The 18,496-nt window shown below is 48.3% G+C and carries 25 protein-coding genes; 3 read left to right on the forward strand and 22 right to left on the reverse strand.

All coding sequences use genetic code 11. The features are described from left to right. Positions 1 to 5 precede the first annotated feature (5 nt). The 14 genes from ACOTZB_RS04380 to ACOTZB_RS04445 form a co-directional block, all read right to left on the reverse strand. Positions 6 to 1,349, reverse strand: coding sequence for a S49 family peptidase (locus ACOTZB_RS04380; protein WP_421626556.1), 1,344 nt, complete (start codon positions 1,347 to 1,349; stop codon positions 6 to 8). Beyond that, positions 1,330 to 2,919, reverse strand: a complete 1,590-nt coding sequence (locus ACOTZB_RS04385) for a phage portal protein (protein ID WP_032641872.1) — start codon at positions 2,917 to 2,919, stop codon at positions 1,330 to 1,332. Before ACOTZB_RS04385 ends, ACOTZB_RS04380 begins: the two co-directional genes overlap by 20 nt. Beyond that, on the reverse strand, positions 2,916 to 3,122 hold the full coding sequence (locus tag ACOTZB_RS04390) for a phage head-tail joining protein (RefSeq protein WP_023292738.1): 207 nt from the start codon (positions 3,120 to 3,122) through the stop codon (positions 2,916 to 2,918). The genes ACOTZB_RS04385 and ACOTZB_RS04390 overlap by 4 nt, the downstream gene beginning before the upstream one ends. Next, the gene (locus ACOTZB_RS04395) at positions 3,122 to 5,044 is read right to left on the reverse strand and encodes a phage terminase large subunit family protein (protein ID WP_252092755.1); all 1,923 of its coding nucleotides are present in this window, start codon (positions 5,042 to 5,044) and stop codon (positions 3,122 to 3,124) included. Before ACOTZB_RS04395 ends, ACOTZB_RS04390 begins: the two co-directional genes overlap by 1 nt. Further along, the gene (locus ACOTZB_RS04400; RefSeq protein ID WP_023292740.1) at positions 5,019 to 5,564 is read right to left on the reverse strand and encodes a terminase small subunit; all 546 of its coding nucleotides are present in this window, start codon (positions 5,562 to 5,564) and stop codon (positions 5,019 to 5,021) included. The genes ACOTZB_RS04395 and ACOTZB_RS04400 overlap by 26 nt, the downstream gene beginning before the upstream one ends. Before the next feature lie 357 nt (positions 5,565 to 5,921). After that, positions 5,922 to 6,335 (reverse strand): hypothetical protein, encoded by a 414-nt coding sequence (locus ACOTZB_RS04405; RefSeq protein WP_040017185.1) that lies wholly within the window; start codon positions 6,333 to 6,335, stop codon positions 5,922 to 5,924. Between the two features lie 43 nt (positions 6,336 to 6,378). Beyond that, the gene (locus tag ACOTZB_RS04410) at positions 6,379 to 6,912 is read right to left on the reverse strand and encodes a hypothetical protein (RefSeq protein ID WP_040017184.1); all 534 of its coding nucleotides are present in this window, start codon (positions 6,910 to 6,912) and stop codon (positions 6,379 to 6,381) included. Then, complete coding sequence (locus tag ACOTZB_RS04415; protein WP_040017183.1) at positions 6,909 to 7,445, reverse strand: lysozyme; 537 nt, start codon at positions 7,443 to 7,445, stop codon at positions 6,909 to 6,911. The genes ACOTZB_RS04410 and ACOTZB_RS04415 overlap by 4 nt, the downstream gene beginning before the upstream one ends. Further along, positions 7,445 to 7,660, reverse strand: a complete 216-nt coding sequence (locus ACOTZB_RS04420; RefSeq protein ID WP_326432839.1) for a class II holin family protein — start codon at positions 7,658 to 7,660, stop codon at positions 7,445 to 7,447. Before ACOTZB_RS04420 ends, ACOTZB_RS04415 begins: the two co-directional genes overlap by 1 nt. A gap of 81 nt (positions 7,661 to 7,741) precedes the next feature. Then, positions 7,742 to 8,377 carry a hypothetical protein gene (locus tag ACOTZB_RS04425; protein WP_149323866.1) on the reverse strand — a complete coding sequence of 212 codons (636 nt, stop codon included), beginning with the start codon at positions 8,375 to 8,377 and terminating at the stop codon, positions 7,742 to 7,744. Positions 8,378 to 8,670: 293 nt separating this feature from the next. Further along, the gene (locus ACOTZB_RS04430) at positions 8,671 to 9,276 is read right to left on the reverse strand and encodes a hypothetical protein (protein ID WP_149323867.1); all 606 of its coding nucleotides are present in this window, start codon (positions 9,274 to 9,276) and stop codon (positions 8,671 to 8,673) included. 12 nt (positions 9,277 to 9,288) lie between these two features. Next, entirely contained in the window at positions 9,289 to 10,308 is a 1,020-nt protein-coding gene (locus tag ACOTZB_RS04435; RefSeq protein WP_149323868.1) for a DUF968 domain-containing protein, read from the reverse strand. Then, entirely contained in the window at positions 10,308 to 10,676 is a 369-nt protein-coding gene (locus tag ACOTZB_RS04440) for a RusA family crossover junction endodeoxyribonuclease (protein WP_049023545.1), read from the reverse strand. The genes ACOTZB_RS04435 and ACOTZB_RS04440 overlap by 1 nt, the downstream gene beginning before the upstream one ends. Next, positions 10,667 to 10,867, reverse strand: coding sequence for a hypothetical protein (locus tag ACOTZB_RS04445; protein ID WP_047174588.1), 201 nt, complete (start codon positions 10,865 to 10,867; stop codon positions 10,667 to 10,669). Before ACOTZB_RS04445 ends, ACOTZB_RS04440 begins: the two co-directional genes overlap by 10 nt. Positions 10,868 to 11,136: 269 nt before the next feature. Here ACOTZB_RS04445 and ACOTZB_RS04450 point away from each other — a divergent pair, with 269 nt between their 5' ends. Next, on the forward strand, positions 11,137 to 12,075 hold the full coding sequence (locus tag ACOTZB_RS04450) for a hypothetical protein (RefSeq protein WP_149323869.1): 939 nt from the start codon (positions 11,137 to 11,139) through the stop codon (positions 12,073 to 12,075). Between the two features lie 380 nt (positions 12,076 to 12,455). On the opposite strand, the gene ACOTZB_RS04455 is transcribed toward ACOTZB_RS04450, so the two are convergent. Next, positions 12,456 to 12,578: a DinI-like family protein gene (locus ACOTZB_RS04455; protein WP_338031139.1), complete on the reverse strand. Its 123-nt coding sequence runs from the start codon at positions 12,576 to 12,578 to the stop codon at positions 12,456 to 12,458. Continuing rightward, positions 12,545 to 12,688: a hypothetical protein gene (locus tag ACOTZB_RS04460; RefSeq protein ID WP_316326011.1), complete on the reverse strand. Its 144-nt coding sequence runs from the start codon at positions 12,686 to 12,688 to the stop codon at positions 12,545 to 12,547. Before ACOTZB_RS04460 ends, ACOTZB_RS04455 begins: the two co-directional genes overlap by 34 nt. Before the next feature lie 346 nt (positions 12,689 to 13,034). Between ACOTZB_RS04460 and ACOTZB_RS04465 the strand changes: the two genes are divergently transcribed. After that, complete coding sequence (locus ACOTZB_RS04465) at positions 13,035 to 13,970, forward strand: DUF6896 domain-containing protein (protein WP_240168054.1); 936 nt, start codon at positions 13,035 to 13,037, stop codon at positions 13,968 to 13,970. A 664-nt stretch (positions 13,971 to 14,634) separates the two neighbouring features. Here the strand turns inward: ACOTZB_RS04465 and ACOTZB_RS04470 are convergent. The 6 genes from ACOTZB_RS04470 to ACOTZB_RS04495 are packed head-to-tail and all read right to left on the reverse strand — an operon-like array spanning position 14,635 to position 17,722. Continuing rightward, on the reverse strand, positions 14,635 to 14,946 hold the full coding sequence (locus tag ACOTZB_RS04470; protein WP_149323872.1) for a hypothetical protein: 312 nt from the start codon (positions 14,944 to 14,946) through the stop codon (positions 14,635 to 14,637). Positions 14,947 to 14,948: 2 nt separating this feature from the next. Continuing rightward, entirely contained in the window at positions 14,949 to 15,368 is a 420-nt protein-coding gene (locus ACOTZB_RS04475) for a PerC family transcriptional regulator (RefSeq protein WP_149323873.1), read from the reverse strand. A gap of 14 nt (positions 15,369 to 15,382) precedes the next feature. After that, entirely contained in the window at positions 15,383 to 15,928 is a 546-nt protein-coding gene (locus tag ACOTZB_RS04480) for a replication protein P (RefSeq protein WP_149323893.1), read from the reverse strand. Beyond that, on the reverse strand, positions 15,840 to 16,898 hold the full coding sequence (locus ACOTZB_RS04485) for a DnaT-like ssDNA-binding domain-containing protein (protein ID WP_149323874.1): 1,059 nt from the start codon (positions 16,896 to 16,898) through the stop codon (positions 15,840 to 15,842). Before ACOTZB_RS04485 ends, ACOTZB_RS04480 begins: the two co-directional genes overlap by 89 nt. A gap of 36 nt (positions 16,899 to 16,934) precedes the next feature. Next, a complete protein-coding gene (locus ACOTZB_RS04490) occupies positions 16,935 to 17,489 on the reverse strand; it encodes a toxin YdaT family protein (RefSeq protein ID WP_047364301.1) in 555 nt (184 codons plus the stop codon). Between the two features lie 2 nt (positions 17,490 to 17,491). Next, positions 17,492 to 17,722: a transcriptional regulator gene (locus ACOTZB_RS04495; RefSeq protein ID WP_010433056.1), complete on the reverse strand. Its 231-nt coding sequence runs from the start codon at positions 17,720 to 17,722 to the stop codon at positions 17,492 to 17,494. Positions 17,723 to 17,850: 128 nt separating this feature from the next. On the opposite strand from ACOTZB_RS04495, the gene ACOTZB_RS04500 reads away from it, so the two are divergent. Continuing rightward, positions 17,851 to 18,261: a helix-turn-helix domain-containing protein gene (locus ACOTZB_RS04500; protein ID WP_149323875.1), complete on the forward strand. Its 411-nt coding sequence runs from the start codon at positions 17,851 to 17,853 to the stop codon at positions 18,259 to 18,261. Positions 18,262 to 18,496: the final 235 nt, after the last annotated feature.

The following is an 18,496-nucleotide window of genomic DNA, read 5'->3' on the forward strand; positions in this document are numbered from 1 at the left end:
GCCTCTTAAACGGGGGTGTTTAACAAATCGTCGCCGGCTTCAGCAGAGGCATTCCCTGCTGAAAGAGCGCCTGGTGCGGTTTCCATCAGGCGATCCAGCGCCGTATCGGTACGCGCCTGGGCGCTTTGCGGCGCCGCGGCCAGAATGCGCTGTGCACTCTCGACCGTCATGCCCGGCGTTTCTGCCAGCGCACGGGCCTGTGATTCACGACCTTTTGCCTCTTCGCAGTTCAGAATACCCATGATACGACCATTCTCGGCGGCTACGGCTGCCGATACCTGAGCGCTGAGGTCTGCCGGGGCCGTTAAGGCAGCAGTTGTTGTGTCAACGGTGGTGACCTGCTCAGCCGGTGCAGTCGTCTGTGTTGCTGCCTGGTCAGCTGGCTGATTGGTCGCTGCAGATGCAGAAGGTGATGGCATAGTTCCTCCAATGGTTGTTTTTTTGCGTCTGTCGAGTGCTTCACGCATCACGCTGAGCGCGTCGGTATTGTTAACAAGTTCATCCGCCAGACCGTTATCCACGGACTCCTGACCGGAGAAGACGGCCGCTTCGGTGTCCAGTACGGCCTGCACTGACATTCCGGTATAAGCGGAAACCTTTTCGGCAAACATCTGACGAGTGGCATCGATGCGCGTCTGAAAACCAGCGCGAACGTCCTTTGGTAGTTTTTCGTAGGGATTGCCGTCGACTTTATGATCGCCGCTGTAAATCAGCGTGACCTCAACGCCGTTAGTTTTCAGCGCAGCGCCATAATTACTGTGCGCCATCATGACGCCGATGGAGCCGGTTCTGGCCGTTTGCGTGACAAGCCGTCGCGATGCAGAACTGGCAATTAGCTGCCCTGCGCTGCAGTTCATATCATTTGCCAGCGCCCAGACGGGCTTGATATCCCGCATCCGGGCAATAATGTCGGCACAATCGAAAGCCCCGGACACCATCCCGCCCGGCGTGTCCATATCCAGCAGAATACCGTCTACGCCGGGATCGCTCATTGCCTGCTGCAGTCGGGCAATGACCCCGTTATAGCCCGTCATACCGGAATAAGGCTGCAGTGACCGGGTTTTGCTGACCAGCGTCCCGGAAACGGGCAGCACCGCGATCCCGTTTGTTACCTGATAGCTCCGCGCTGGCCGGGGCCCCATTTCCTCGTCATCACCAAAAAGCGCCAGCGGCTCTGCAATTTGTTCAGCGCCGAGCGAGACGCCAGAAGCGGAATCAGTCAGTCGGGTGATACCCAGTTGGCCTGCAAGCGCGCAAAAGAAAACCCGCGCGTAGGCGGGTTCAAGCATCAGCGGCTCATTGAAGGCCATGCTGGCAATATGCGGGAGATTACGCAGCTCTGGCGTCATCTTTTACCTCCTCGTTTGATTTTTTCAGCCCGGATTCAAATGCAGCTGCCGCCCATGCCGGAGGTTTAAGTCCCGCGCTCCGGCGCTCCATAGTTTCACGTACCTGCTGAGAAAATATCTCCTGATAGTCATCTCCGCGTTTGGCACACTCCTTCTCATATGTGCTGAGACCAGCCTCAATCAGCATCACGGCCTCCTGCACCTCCTTCAGCCCATCAATAGCCATACGCCCCGAGCCAATCCAGTTGGCGTTACCCCAGGCAGTTCTCGCCTCCTGGAAGCTAAACCTGGCTTTGGACGGGAGCGTGACAACCCGGCGCGCAATCGCCTCTTCGAGCCAGCAGACGAACATCTGGCAGGCTTGCCGGGCCGCGACAAACTTGCGACGCCCCATAAAGAACGCCCAGGATTCATTGGCACTGGCGCGCGCCGTCGAATAGCTCATCTGAGAGTAGTTACGGGAAAGCTGCTCATACGAAACACCAAGCCCGGCCGAAATATAGCGCAGGAGTGATTGTTCAAAGGTGGAATAACCGTTATCGGTATCCTGTGCTGACTGAAGGTTCAGGGAATCGCCCGGCATAAGATGAGGAACTTTTGCGCCACCGAGGCGAACCGGCGCTGCAGCGTAGTATGCTGCCATTTCGCCAAGCCAGCCCGTCAGCTTATTTTGCTGCTTACTATCCGCGCCGAGGATAAAGTCCATCGCCGTATCGGTATCAAGCTCGCTCTCGATTGTCGCCGCATACATAGCTTTTACAATTGCGCTCTGGAGCTGAGTATTTTGCAGGGTGTCGAGCATTTTCATCTGCTCCATCACACTGTAAAACACGTTTGCGCCGCGGGTCTGTCCATCCTCAAGCGGTTCAAAAATATGGATGAATGATGGCCTTCCGCCCGGCAGTTCCCGTGGTATATAGGTCCATTTTTGCGACATCCAGCCAGGATAGCTGTCTTCACTGACGTAGTAACCCAGCGCTGCGCCGCTATCACTGATTTTGACACCCGCGCGACAGTTACGCGTGTCACCTGTATTACCGGGATTACTCACGCGTTTTGGACTAACCATTTTAAATTGCGTGCGAAAAAGTCGCGATGAATCACTGTCCCAGGTCGGCTGGACGCACAGTTCACCGTTAAATGCGTGTGTCGCAACGCCTTCACGGATCATCATCGTAAAGGTGCGCTTGCGCTCGGCATCAATCCCGCAAAAGTCATCCTCCGCATATTCATACCAGGCGGCCTCCACCTCCCTGGCAAATGCTCGGCTTTCCTCCTCTTTAATGCCGAGATAACGCCAGCTCGGGCAGTAACTCAGTCTGAAAAAAGACCCGACGATGTGATCCTGGTGAAGCTGAACGGCGTTTGCCGCATAACCATTGTTACGGACCAGATCATCAGCACGGGCATTCCCCCGGGCGAAGTTCGGCAGAAGTGCGGCGTCGGCACTTTCACTCTGGGGATTCCAGGCATTTAGCTGCCCACCGAATCCGCCGCCACCGGCGTGATAGCCTGCATATTCCCTCAGGGAGGTTTTCCCGTCGGGGCCAACTAAAGAAGGAATTTTCATGCGTAGAACCTTGCCGGCCCGCGGCGTCGTGAAGTGGTACCGACCTGTGACTCTAGATCGGCGATGTACTTTTTCAGATCGCTGACTGACGTCGCCGTAAATTCCACCCTTCGACCGTCTTTCTGTACCGTCGCAACCCGTTTTCCCATCATCAGATCATGTAACGCTGCGCGCGCGGCATCCAGTTCAGCCTGTGTTGCCATTATTCATCTCCCGCTAATGCCCTGGCATAATCCGCCAGAGATTTATTATTTTTACGGCCAGTGTCTTCTTCCCGTAAGCTGGCCAGAAGAGAATCCAGATCCAGCTGCCAGCGGGAGATACTTATCCGCAGAGCTGCAAGTGCATAGACAAAACAGTCAAGCGCCTCATTTCGTCGTTTTTTACTGTCCCAGACGATTTTTTTCTTCCCGTCTACCCACTTCTCAACCTGCTCTTCAGCCGTAAGCTGCTGAGCCTCAGCTAAATCATATATTTCAGGGTTATTAGGGAAGTGAACCGCTCCCGCCAGCGGTTCGTCGCCTTCTGCCACCAGCGTGAAACGGTTATAAATCTGCTCTTTCGCGGTGTCTGTTCCTACCTCAGTGAGATAAACGCCGTTCTTGTTACGCTTACGAGGCATATTCGCCACGGGCTTGCCGTATACAGATGCGCCTTTAACGGGGATGACACGAAACAGACCATGCTTTTTCGAGCGGTTATAAACAATCGTTGGGTCTATGCCGCCGATATCCCAGCAGATGCGGGAAATAAGCATCTCAACGCCGTTAGGCCTCGGATAGGTTTTGTTGATCGCCTCATCGAGCCTCAGAAGCGTGGATTCATCATCATGGCGACCCATAATGATAATTTTGTCGATAAGCCAGCTTTCCTCGCCAGGCCCCCAGCCCCAGACACGCATTTCGTAACGATCAAGCTGGGAGTCAATACCGGCAGTAAGGTAGGCCACGCGCTCCGGCACCCTGGCACCGAAGTGCTCAATACGTTCGGCCATCACCTCAGCATCAGGACGCTCACCAATTTTAGGCTCCCATGTTTCACCAAGCGTTGTGTTGACGAACGTCTTACGCTTGCCCGTGTCGCCTTTGGTCTTGATCCAGTCCTTGACGATTTGTACCCAAGTTGTGAAGGGGCTATAGGCCGTCCAGATGTGAAAGGTTACGCTGTCAGGCGGATCAATTTCGGCACCCGATGATGAAAACCAGCAAAGTCCGTCGCGCGTCCAGATCCCGGTTTCATCACAGATGTACCGCGCCTTCGAAAAATCGAGCTCCTGCTGTTTAATTACGCAGGCATTGTGTTCACACAGATATATAACGCTGGCAGGATCGCCCGGCGTCCATTTGAACCCGAATGGCGTCTCTTTATCGCCGAATTTAAGGAACTGCTCCTCACCACAATGTGGGCAGGGAACATAGAAGCGCAAGAAATGCTCAGACTCCTTGGCGGCACGTTCAATCTGGCATGTCCCTTTAATTTTGGGTGTGGATCCTCGTATAGATTTAGGCCAGACCGACCCTTCAATACGTTTATCCCCCAGGAACGTTGGAGAGCCCTCTTTCTCGATATCATCGTCAAATGCCGCCAGCTCGTCATAACCCGCCACATCAACAGATTTTTCACGGTAGTTTTTTGCAGCTTTACCACCGAGGCACCAGAAACCTCGCCCATTCGAGAAACGTTTCATACTCAACGTGTTGTCCCGGTGCTTTTTACCGTACCAGGGCGCCAGCGCCAGCAGTGAGGGGATGTCCCGGATTGTCGGTTCGACATGGGATTTCATGAAGTTTTCTGCATCACCGTCGGTAGGTAACCAGATAAGCGAGTTACGCTGTTTATGCTGGATGAAATACGCATACACGCCGAGCAGCATTTTTGAATAGCCTACTCGGGCAGACTTAACGACATTGACCTCGCGGATATAGTCATTACCCATCGCATTCATTATCGCACGCTGAAACGGCAGCGTTTCCCAGCGCCCTTCCTGATAAGCAGACTCTTTTGGAAGGTAATAATTTTCGTCTGCCCACTCAACCGCCGTTTGCGGTTCTGGCCGGTACAACGAACGGAGCCCCGAGCGCGCGGAGTGCTGTAGCCCCTTAACCTGACTGTTCGATATATTCACTCAGCAACCCCGGTATCATTTCATCCAGCGCAGCTGCTTTGTTCATGGCTTTTATGATGTCCTTCTTGAGGAAATCAATATGTCGATTTTCCAGTTCCGGAAAGCGCCGCTGAACCGACAGAGGTATTCCATCAAGGATACTGGCAATTTCTCCGGCTATCCGCGACAGCACGAACGTGCAGAATGCGGTCTCCACCACCTCAGCGGACTCTTTTGCATTTTTTAGTTCCTGAGCATCAGCCTGGGCTCGGGTAAGCCTATGGCGCTCATAATCAATCGTGCCAGGCACAAGGTCTGATTCTGAATCAACTCTCAGCTGTTCAACCTCTTTGCGCAGCTTTTCGTTTTCTATCGCTGCGTCACGGGCGGAATACCATTCGATTACGGCGGCAGAGTCATAAAGCACTTCATTACCTTTTCCACCACCGCGCGCAACTGGCATTCCCTGATCCTGCCAGTTCTGGATCGTGCGGATGCTGACACCAAAAATCTCTGAAAGGCGTTTTTTATTGACCTCCATGACGAGCTCCAGGCGAAACACAGGGTAAGGAAATCATGCCGGGTAAAATGACTACTACCAGGCTTTAACACTTCCTTTCTTGTGGCGGGTTATACCCAGCAAAGACAGATACTTAGCAAGAAGAAGAACGGAAAAGGCAAAATCCTGAAAATTTTCATAAATAGCGAGAACCTGCGAGGTCGCCGCCCCGTAACCGAGCAGATTGCCGGAAAGGACCCGTGAAGCCCTAAACGCCCGTAGGTACGGGCGTCACAATCCAATGGTTAAGTGCGGGGTTCAGATATTATCTCTGGGACATAAGCTGCCTTATCTCCTTGTGATATAAGCCCTTCCGGTCGGAAGGTGAACTAATAACTTTTATTTTTTAAACACAAATTTCTCGTTTGCAATTCCCATACAGGCTGCTCCCAATTCTTCACTATGTAATTTTCCGTTTAAATATTTATTTGTGTTGTTATAAATAATTCCCCAGCATTCATTTACTACTGGGTTCGTTATCAACCCTTCGGTGTTAAACCAAGCGTAGCTACATATCCCAAGCAGATCCCTTAGTTTTTTACAATCAGCATCGTATTTTTGCAATTCATGAATAAACATTATTTCAGGCATTTGTGTTAGTTGATAAGCGTAATCGCCGACCGCCTTTTTGAATTCTAACTTCACCTTCAATTCATCTTGCTTTTTCCATCGAAATATTGCCCAAGCTGCAATTACTGCCGTGATGGCAGTAAAGATTGCTGAGACCCCAGACCAAAATGTTTGCCATTCCATAATCTACCCTCGCAATTAATTTGGGTGATTATACTATGAAATATTACCCTTGACCTTTTCTCTCAGCTCTATCTACTTCGATTTGCTTAATCCCGTGAAGTTGATTGTTGCCTTTCTCAATGACTGCGAGCAGTGGTCTAATCCAGAGTATGGCCTGGCAGTACGTCATTGAGCTGGCGGCAGCGGTACTATCATCGGCTGCGTCAGTTCCGTCGGTATCGGCGTACATGGCGCTGGAACGTAAACGGTACGCGTATTCGAGCAGCCCACCAGCGATGTCAGCAGGAACAGGCAAATCACAGGTTTTTTCACGTCGGAGTATCTCCCGGTATTCAATTACGGTATCTTCGGTGCTGGTGTCGATAAGGGAGTTAAGCCTGTTGACATGTTCAGCAACCTGATTGAATCGATGGAAGTTGAATGCCTGGGTGGCGATCACCAGCCCCTGCAATGAGTTGTCACTTCGCAGAACGTCGTTATCGCTCTGAAGGCTACTGGCTTCGGAGCAACTCTTAAGGAGAGCGACCGAAAGGCCAGCAATAACGACAACGCCGATAAGACCCGGATTAATTTTCATTGGTCCAGCCCCCAGCACGCCAGCGCGCTTTCCTGGTCCCGTCGCTCAACCTGGCCATAGCAGCCATTCTTCTGGCCTTTGGTTAGACGACAATCACGGCCACCGTCTTTAATCCACCAGCGAATTGCCTCGCATGCACCTATGCGGTCACCTGCATTGATGCGCCGATAGAATGTCGAAGGGAAGCATTTACCGGGACCAATGTTGTACGGGCAGAAGGATGCGATACCCACCTTCTGTGGCTCTGTCAGAAGCACTTTGATATTGCGATCAACCCAGGCTAATGCCTTATCGCGTTCGATAGCGTTAACCTTCCGGCATTGCTCCTCACTGGCCGTCATGCCTTTAACAACACGCCTGCCATCGATAACGGTCACGCCGTGACATAAAGACCAGACCCCACCCGGATCAACAACGGCCACCAGCGCATTGCCTTCTTTCTCGCTGATGAATTGGTCGAAAATGAGTGGAGCAGATGCCCCTGACGCGATTAGCGCCAGCACTGCTGCGCTGAGCTTTGCTTTGTTCGACATCATTCACCCCGCGCAGCTTTGCGGCGATCCGCTTTGATTTGGAAGTACAGACTCGTTAACCACGTCAGCAAACCAAACATGAGGCTACCGAGCACACCAATGGCAGCCCATTGAGATGGTGAGACTTTATCGAGGAGCTGAAGTAACCAGAATCCGGTTCCCCCTCCAGATGCGCCGTATGCAATACCTGTCGTGATTTTTTCCATTCGATACATACTCTCACCTCGCTGAATAGCGGGTGTATGTGGAAATAAAAAAGGCCGCCAGATGGCAGCCTTATTAAGGACTATTTCGATTTATTCAAACAAGAAGCTATTTTTGTAATCACCTAATTTAATAACCCTGATTTCACTTTGGTCAAATTTTAATTCTACTGCCCTCGAGGGTACGAATTGATTTGATGAAATCATTAGTTGTGGATTAGTGTGTTGGGTCATCGAAAAAGATGTTCCGCCAAGATGTTTCAAGGAGATTTTAATTCGTGAGTCTGGAACGAAAAGAATCTTATCTTCGCCAGACACACGTGGCGTGATATCCAAAACGACCCCATCAACATTCCTGTACAGGCAATGTGCCTCTGCCTCGATCATTGAACTACTTTCCCACAGAACCCAGCCATAAACAGGCTCCCCACCATTGATTTCAATCATTTTTGCAACGTTATAATAGCATTCTTGCTCGTAAGGTTCGAAATCATCCGGTTTCGTGAAGGAATAATAACCCATTGCTAATGTTTGATTTGGTTCAATTTTCCCTACGATTTTTGAAGGGTTATTGCTCATGACAGATGGAGTTGTAGCCTCACCGGAATGAAAAAAACCATTGAATCCATTTAAAAAATGCATTTTTATCCCCTGTTTTGAATTTTCAGCTGTGTGGTGCAAGAGATAATCTATAAAAAATATGCCGATTCCACCAGTCGCAAAAAACACAGCATCTTCTTTTTTAGCAGTTCATAACATTTTTCTTATGCTTCGGTATTGAGTGAAGGGATACAAACGACGATATGACAGGGGTATTGATGCAATGCACCTCGCGAATACCCCTGTCGTATCGCCGTAAAGCAAAAGCCCCGACTGGCGGGGCTCTCGTCATGTTCAAATTGTCGCTTATGTTCGCTGCCATCGCGGCGCAGCTCTGCCAAGCATGAATGAATTATCTAAATCCCTGGCTAGTTTTCAATATATAAATAGAAGTAGAGCACGAAAAGTCAAAAACCAATCATTCAGCTCTGCTCAGCCATGAGTTTCCGCGTAGATAAAAAGACCTTCGCCCTGAATATCTCCAGGCACCAGCGAACTCGTTTTCTGGCCTCCCAATCCGTTAGCCACGGTGCGATAGACTGTAGTTCCCGCGTAATGTCTGAGATTTTTTTGCGTGTGGTGTAATACTGCAGACCGACGATATAAACCGGGTCATTTACATCAAGCGCCTGTAGCACTGACTGCTCGACAAAATCAACGTCATCATTTTGCATAGCTTCATCAATGATGCTGGTGGCGGGCTGTGGCCACAAAATGGCGTGAGCACGATTTAACGCCTGCGGCCCTCTGAATCCCTCTGCTCGAGCTTGTTCCAGTGCAGCTGTAAAGCGAGACAATGCCTTATCCGACCATCGCCCGCCCTTAAGAACATCCCAGCATGCATGAGCGCGAGGCAATCGTGGGGCTGTTCCACCGCTTACCCCCTCGCCCCATGTTGTCAGCAATGATTTAATCCATGCCGACTGAATACTTGTAAGAAGCATGCTTTTACCCAGCCAGCTTTTACGCGGCGCACTCGCTGCTTTACCCAGCGCTTCAATATGATTACGGCGTTGACGTGGTGTCATCCTGTTCGCTCCTTACGCCAGAACGCCGAGCGCGTAGGCCCGGTCCAGCACTCTAATGATCATTTCCAGCTGCGAGCCATATTTGCGCTCGAATGCCAGTCGGTCGTTATGCAGTTCGGTGTGATGCTTTCGGCAAAGTGGTATGGAGAAGATGTCATGCGCTTTTGTCGCCATGCCACCCTGCCCCCATCCGATTAAGTGATGTGGGTCGTCTGATTGCTGCTGGCAGCATTCACAGGGCTGTGTTTTCACCCAATTCAGATAATCGCGACTTTCCCAGCGAAGACGCTTTGGTCGACGCATGAAAGACTGAGGCGGCGCCGGATCCACCATCACCCCCACCAGAGGTTCGGTCAGCGCATCAGGCAGGTCAGCGGATGAAACTAATTCCCCGAGGATGCTGGTGGCCGATACTGAAGGCGTAATATCGCTTTCACGACCAATCCTGCTTTCTTGAGGTAAACGAAGCGCTTCACGAACGCAGGATTCTGGAAGTGCATCCGTAACCCCTTTACGAACTGCCCACCAGCAGAGTTCAGCGAGGGAAATCTCGCGGCTTTTGTCGATAGCGAGTGAAATACGAACCGAATCCAGAACAAAGGCAATTACATTTCTGCGTGCCAGCTCTGCCAGTGCTTCGGTACGCTGCTCTCGCAAGTGGTTATCACAATAGCCACAAAGCAGGATGGAGCCAGGCTCATGGTGCATAATGGTTAGTTCGTGGTAGTGGTAATCGCTATGAGCGTATTGGCAATCGCCGCCGCCGTACTTCAGCAACCAGTAATCAAGCCCGCTTATACCACCAGCAGCAGCCAGAACCTGTTCATTCAAAAAGAAGCTTCGCAGCTGCTCGTTTTCAGCCAGTGGCTGCCGCGCATCCGAAACACGACCAGTTTGACACCCGGCCATGCTTTCAGGCTGGCGCTCGATCAACACTCTTCCTGCGGTGAACAACTCCATCAGCTCTCTGCCCGGCTTCAACAGAACGACACCCAACTCTCTCGCAATAACAGGTTGAAGAAGAGCACGCATCACTCGCTCTCCCTGATAATAATTTGCCCATTTTCGCCCCAGAGCTTTGTTATCCTTGAATCCCAGATATGCGTGTCGTCCTCGAAGAGCGCATCCATCAGAGACTTCATCAGGTTATCGAGATCGGGTTTACCCTGATGGGGCTGCCCGTTCATTTCTGTGCGCTTCTTTTTGCTCCAGCTCTTCGGCATCGGAAGAACGAAGGTAACGTGTGAATTTGATTCAGGCATACAAATGCCCAGGAACCGGACGTGATCGCAAAAGGCCCTGTAACGCATAACTTCAGGGCGCTTCTTCCATTTGTCTGAACGCGTCATGCGTGGCTTACCCATCGGGAGGATGTTGTAGACTGTCACGATCACCCCCATGCCCGGGAACGCATACTTTGCGCTGTCTTAGCTGAGGATTTTTGCTGAGGTAGTAATGCGCTGACTATCCAAAGACGAGGGTCAATATCGAGGCTTTTCTCGACGGGGACGCCTTTAGACTTGTAGCGAGCCACCAGTTCATTGGCTTCTTCGGTTGTCAGCCCGGTGTGAGTGAACCAGCTTTTCTTCATGCCGCCTCCTGCAGGAGTGACATCAAAAGAAAATTGCTGGCCCTTTGAGGGGTCAGTAAGGGTTCATTCTGGTTTGATTTTTGCGCCATGGTTTCTCTCCAGTGGCGCAGCAGGCTAGGTTGTTCAGACCTTTAAAGAGATTAACACGGTTTACTAAGTTATGTTATACCTACTCAAGCATCTTTCTTGAGATGAGTCGGAGTAGTATGCTTGATAGCGATTATCACCCCTTATCTATCATAATCGGAATGCCTACCAAGGAATGTGACATGTTGGAGTTTATTCGCGACCTCTTCGCTTCTTTTCGACAAACTTCTCTTGAGAGAGTAAAAAGCCCTTTTTTAGGGGTGTTTGTTTTTTCTTGGATTGCATTTAATTGGCCAATGCTTGCCATTTTATTTTTCAGTAAAAAAGAAATTGAATCTAGAATTGAATTTATAAATTCTAATTTTGAAATAGGCTCATACTTGCTTGCACCTCTTTGCACCTCTGTTTTAATAGCTTTCTTATTACCACAAATAAATAAAATAATTACTAAAATCCAAGACAAGCCCAATTCTGAAACAATTGAACTAACTCTATCATCAAAAATCAGAGTAGCAGAATTGCAACAATCAATAGCAGAAATTGAAGCAAGAAAAAAATTAGCTGATAAAAAAGAAGAAAGATTTATTGAGGAAAGCATAGAGTCAATAAAAAATGAGAATAGCAAATTAAACGACCAAGTCTTATCATATGAGGTTGAAGTTAAAGATCTTCAGGCTAGGTTGAGTGACAGTAAGGCGGAGGAAAATAGCCTGCGAACATTACTTCGCTCAGAAAAAGAGTCTGTTGCGCAGAGTGAAAATGTTCGCAAGCAACTTTCAGATATAAACCTAAATTTAAACTCAACCATAAAGGAACTTGAACAGAGTATCGAGCACGCAAAAAGTGACATCAAAATTCTTACCAAAGACGTATCTGAACTTCGCATTGAGAAAGAAGCACTAGTTAAGAAAAATGAAAACTTAAGTGACCAATTAACAACACTAGCTCATGAATACCAAGGTATTTTTGAAATTAGTATAGTTGATAACATTCCACATGTAGAACTGACGAAAAGGGCAAAGAGGGGCTTACATAACATCAATAACTCAATGCTTTATGGTACTCTTGATGAGATAGTAACCAATAAACTGCCGATTGTTGAACATAATAATAAAGATTGAGTTTGAATAACAATGTTTGGGAGTGATATAAATTTCAATTCAGATACCTTTACTTTCTGCGCCATCACTTAAGTGAGGGCGCAGTCCGTTGCTATGAATACTAGCTCAATGATACCCACTTTTTGCTATTCGATAACCAGCCCGCTCAAGCATCTGCGTAAAGAGTGTCGGTGTTCCTACCATCTCATCATCTTGTAACGGCATGAACGACACCTCGTCGCCTCGTCGGTACATGAGTGCGCGCCCACTGTCAGGAAATGAGTGCAGTCTCGCAACAATAACCCCATCGTGGCATCTAATAACCGCGTAGCCCTTACTAGGTAATTCTTTTATCCGTTTCAACACTATCCCTCCACACTGGAAAGTCATTGCATGCTGTATCAATAAAACCAGTTGTCTGCACTTTCCCAAGTCTTCTGGATGATTTCATCAACCATCTGCTCAGCTTCTTTCTCACCACCGTAAACATTTAACCAATTGGAGCCTGCACGGCGTATGACCAGGCTGCACTCAGCGAACTGATTCTGGAGCCGTTTAACAGTTCTTTTTCCAGTGTCGGAACCACGCTCTGAGGAAGTTCTTGAGCAAGATCAATGGGTAATTCTATTTTCATCGTTGTCTCCACCGCGATAACTGTATATCCATACAGTACATCGCAAGATAGTTTTGATCAACGCTTTAACCGCACGAAATGGTAAACAAAAAGGATCTAATCAAAAAATAACCACATCAAGAACCACATGAAAAATAATATATATCAATAATTTGATTCATTTCGCGACGATACTGATAAACATGTATACTTGTCGCGCTTTTAAGGCAAAGTGGTAAACTACTTGTTCGTCCGGGACACATAGTATTCTTTTTAAAGAAACCAGAAGTGAGTGTGAGCTGTGAATGTAAACCTCTATCATTTGATTATAGACTTTCAAAGCCATGTTGAGGACGCTCTAAAACTAATGTATCGCTCCGGTATTCAAATGCCGTCCTCTTGCAATGAATGGATTGATTATGACATTCCATTTTCAGGTGAGTTAACAGATGGTGTGAAATATTTTAAACATGGTGCTGGATGTCGAGTAGATTTAAACTCTGGAACTGTTGATTTTGATTTCGGTGAACATGGTGAGATAGGTGGATTTAACTCTTGGTGGTTAACTGCATTTGCAGGTAGTAGATTACCCATATATGGCTTTAGTAATTATAATGATGTAGATGATCACTTAAAGCAAGAATTAGAAAAAGGACATTTATCGCCTTTGAATCAAGGTCTGTATTACATTGCTAACGCTCCATTAAAATATGCTTTAGATATAGACGCTCGCGCCCCTGAGGATAAACTTCCTAGCCGTAATCAAGATCATGTTTTAACACTGCAGATTCATTATTTCGAAACGGCTGAACTTATGTTGCGAAATTACAATAAACTCAAACAAAAAATGAAAAAAAATGGATCATTAATTCATCGTGATGAATTTGACATGCGAGTTTATCTTTTTACTTGGTTAGGTTTCTTAGGTGTGGTCTGCGAGGGCTTTCGTAACCTAAACATGCGAATCTTATTGGCTAAAGAGCGCCCCAATGAATTTAAAGAACTTATATCAATTTCAGACAAAATTGGAAAGTTGATGAAAGAAAATTCGAATTCACTCAGAATTTTTAGAAATAATGTTTTTCATCTCAGAGAAAACACAGAATCCGTGCGTCAATTTTTTGATGCAGAAGTTAATCGTATACAATGGGCAAAAGACTTACAAGCGGCACTTTCTGATTTCTTTTCGAATTATCGAGTCTTTTGTGAAGTACATTATTTAGTTAACGGGCGGAATGGCGAGAGTGATTTTATAAGAGAGAAATTAAAGCGCCAGAAGAAATCAAATTTAAAATTACGCTGAGGAGCTTATATTATTGCGGAAGAAAAACGATATATTCTTCTCCAATTTTCTCCACAGGGTATGAAAATTTATTTTCGAACATACCGAAATTATCTTTAGAAAAATAACCAAAATACCCTTGCGAATCAGCGGTATCAGCGAGTTAGAAGCAATCGCAACTTATTTCTTCATTACCTTTTTTGAATGTTACTTTTCTCATTGTCATAAATTGCGTCCTCTGGAAGCTAAATTGATAGCATTCGATACAATTAATTTTTAAGTTATGGCCTCGCATAACGAGGCCATTGATTTGGTGTGGGTTAGGAGGCTACTCCCGGCGACTGTTAAAGGCTTACGGCTGATAGTGTTCCTTGGGTTTATCGGTTACTGATGATGTTCCCACAGCGCCGCACCGTACACAGCTAGGATGAACACAAGTGTTCCACAGTTTTTTTTCATATTCACATCCTCAATGTTGAAAAAGCTAATGATCAGACGGTTAAGCCAATCACCGATCGTTACTAAGGATGAGAACACACCTAAAACCAGTGCCCAAGTACCACTAACAGGAGCTCCGTAAGTCTCGAACTCTTGATTAAGTATATTGATACCAAAATAATATCTCTTTCTCAATAGAGTTTTGCGACTGTTTAATGCCGGATGCCACCAGCATTTAGAGGTTGGTTTATGCGCGGGTGCTCCCAATGACTTTGTGGATCTGATAATCCCGCCAGTTCTGGCGGCAAACTTCGATGATACCGGACTTCTTGCGAACCACCGGTGATGGCTTAATGCATGTTTCCCCGCCTGGCTGCATCACGTACACCGGGTGGTGTCGCTGACCGATGTTCTTCGCGGCGCCAGCAGAAACGAGATGCTCCAGTAGGCGACAGGCCTTTTTGCTGTCGCAGCCCAGCAACTGGCGAACTTGCCGCGGGGTGATCTCGCCGCCGTGCTGAATCGCGCGAAGGATAATCCTGAGCTTATTGCTCGCCATAGTCATACCCTCCCCGCCTGGCGCAGACAGTCTTTACGGCGCTTGGCAATACGGGCTACTTCAACAGCGCTACCGGCGATACCAAACATGTCCGAATATACTGCTGCTGCTCTTCGCCAAAGCCCCCTCTCCTCTAGCTCCTTCGCTTTCTGCTCGGCGGCCTGCATCCTGACCGGATCACTTTTTTCAACCATGCACGGGAGGATTACGTCTGGAATATCTGCGTGCGGTACCGCCCTGTATGTGTACTGAACGCTGTTACGTGATCGAATGATCACGCCTTCGTCACTGAGCTCACGCAGCAATCTGCCAGCTGTGCCGCCAGCCAAGTCCAACGCATCGGAAACATCGCCTACGGCGCAGTTCGGTTGGTAGCGCACGAATACCGCTACCTGTTCTTTTTGGGTTAATGTTTTGGTCATTGGTCAATACTCGATTAGTTGGTTAAACCTGCCGCTTTACGGCGTTGGTACTCTTCCATCAGTAGCTGTGCCGGAGTTGGCCCTGCCGGATGCTGCGGTGCAGCTAGCTGCCGACGGATTGGTGGAACTGAAAGCCCGTTGCTTACGTGCTTCGTCCATTTGGTTAATAACTTCTCTGCCAGTTTTTTAAGTTCCCCCTCGGTCATCTGACGCTCAACACCAGTTCTGCGCATTTCGATACAGATGTGATAGAGCACCGGCTGGGGCCAGGGATATTTGTCACTACCCGAAAAACGATACGACTCGTTACGCCAGCGACGGTATTCACTCATCACCCGGTCAGATGTCAGCCCGAACGGATTTGCACCACTATCTGAAACCAGCGAAACGAACTCAGCAAGATCCGGGGGCCATGTGTTACCTACCGCGCAACGGTCCATGCATTGCTGACAAACCAGTTTGATCTGGCTCTCAGTCATCGAACCTATCTGAGCTATCCACAGGGCCGTGGGTTCTGCCCCATTCTTCTGCGTCCAGCGGTTCGAGAAGATTTCCCCCATCACCTGCCATAACCGCCACGCTGTCTCTGCCGCCATCAAGTCCGTTCCGGCGTCGCCACTCTGCGTGTGCTGACTGTATTTGCTGAACAGCTCGGGATGCTGCTGGCTGTGGTCTAACTGATGCATTCTCGGTACCTCCCGTTTGTGGTGCTTTCAGAACCTTTGCGCGATCCAGGTGGCGAGAGAACTTCTGCTCCCACTGAATTTGATGAAACACTTTCCCTTCGGCTTGCCAGTAAGCGATGAAACTGCTCAGCTCGGCTTCGATATTTATGCCTGCCTTGAGCGGCATGCCCCACAGGTTTGCCTGTCGTGCAAAGTCGGCTGTTGGCTTCCAGTCTTCAAACATCCGGAATTTGCCGAATGGCTGCTGTTGCCCAATTCCGATACCTGGCTGATCCGGATAATCAGGAATAACAGGTTCGACCAGTTCTCTATGTGTGGGGTTTAGATCTTTATGGTTCCTTGGTAGATTCCGTGTCCCGTTTTTGGGACTGTTTAAAGGGAAAAACGGCACTCTTTGGTTAAAATATGAACTGTTAACAATCCCGTTTTTGGTACCCTTATTTCCTGAAATAGTCCCGTTAATGGCACTGTTTGTATTAACAGTTCCGTTTTCGGTACGGTTCAAATTAACCGTCCCGTTTTTGGGATCCTTTAAAGAGTTCCGGTTTTGGATCTGTTCGGCATCGGGTATGCTTTCCTCAACACCAACCAGCTTGTACACAGGAATTTGCTTTGTCCTGCCGCGCCGTTCACCTGTGTCGACAACCAGGCCGATTTCCTGCAGATGCTGCAAGCCTGCAAGCACCGTCTTTCTGTCCATCTCAGTAGCCTCTGCAAGCGCAGCGACGGACGGGTAAGCGCACAAGTCAGCGCCGCACATATCAGCCAGCCAGGTCAGGATCGCCTTACTGGAGGATTTTCCGGTCTTAACTTTCTTGGCCCACCGCATTGCATCAATGCTCATGAAGCCTCCGGGTTGAATTCATTGGTCAAAACTCGATTAAAAAAATTGCGGCGCTACGGCGCTGATGCTCGCCAGTAGTGGTCCCGCCGCGTCAGCAGGTAACATGTTGAATAAAGCGATTGCCGCTTCGCGGATCTCCTTCTCAAGCTTTTGCAGCGGTGCGCCCAGCAACTTCGCCTGATGTGCCTCACTGCATTCTTTGATAGCGCTCGCCACCAGCTCGGCTTCCGTTCTGGCGTTACTGAGTCCATGCTTTCTGGCGATCTCAATGGGCATAGCGGCGACGATTGCCCCCGACAGTTGCATGATGTATGCGGTGTATTTTTCCGAACCACCTTCGTTTTTCAGATACCGGAATAAATTCTGCTTGTTGACCGCGATACCGCGGCCCCCTTCCTTCGCCCACTGCTCAGCCACCATCTGAGCGATTTTCTCCTGCGCCTGGCCGGGCAAAGTGGATTCCCACTCCCGAACTGCAACCTGTATTGAACGGTGCTTAAAGCAATCTCGCCGATGCGCCATAAATTGATTTTGAGTTTTCAGCGGTCCGGCCAGGCGTTGGTTATGATGTTGATATGTAGCTGACTGCATGATTAAGCCTCCTTCTGAGGTAAACCATCTTTTGGATTGGGATAAAGATCAGGTCGTAATTCATTAGGAGTAACTTGCCAATCGACGGCCTTACTCACTTTGAGCACCAGTTCTCCGGGAATTTTGTTTTTGAACCAGCCGTTTACAGTTTGGGCTCTCCTTTTCATCCGGCGTCCTAGTTCAGCCTGACTGCAAATCGATAAGAGCTTTTTTTGAATTGATGTCTTCATCATTTGTTCTCAGTAGTTAACGATGAGTGACAATAAAACAAATTAAATCGATATCGTCAAATTATTTCGATAGTAAGAGCTACAGAAAAAATCTGTATAATTGCTGATAACTAGATGAATTGGATGAAGAGATGAACTTCGGTAAGAGATTGCAAAAGGCCATAAAAGATCTCGAAATATCACAATCTGAGCTGGCGCGCAGACTGGGAGTCAAAGCTCAATCTGTTAATGGCTGGTGCAATTCTGACATTTTACCCAGATCTGAAATACTGAATCTTCTTCCCGCTGCGACTGGGTATCCACTCTCATGGTTCTTCATGGAAGATGGTGAGACCCTCGAAGAGCACGATCCCTGGTCACCAAAACCACAAGTTAAACCTTCAACAGAACTTGAAGAAAGACTTCTAGAAGCATTCGAACAATTGCCAACAGATGATGAAAAAGAACGAATTATCAAGATTATAGACCTCAGACTTGAAGAGCTCGATAATTTTGCAAAGACTTATCTGCAGAAACGTAATCTGATACCGCCTACCAAATAGCCTTTCTTTTAATTAACTCTCCTGCTCGGGTCATCAATGACCAGGCGTTCTTTCGCACCATGCTATCGATTTAAATTGACATGTATCGATTGAATTGATAATAATATTTCTATCGAAACGTGTCATCGAGGCAGGACGCCCACGAAGTAGCTGCCGGCGGCATACGAAACACCGGATGAGATGACAAGACAATCGCGCAGCAGGTTTACCGTTCCGCCAGCCTGGCGTTAAAGGC

The sequence above is a fragment of the Enterobacter cloacae complex sp. SHL020 genome (assembly GCF_049236945.1).
In the GTDB taxonomy this organism is placed as follows: domain Bacteria; phylum Pseudomonadota; class Gammaproteobacteria; order Enterobacterales; family Enterobacteriaceae; genus Enterobacter; species Enterobacter dykesii.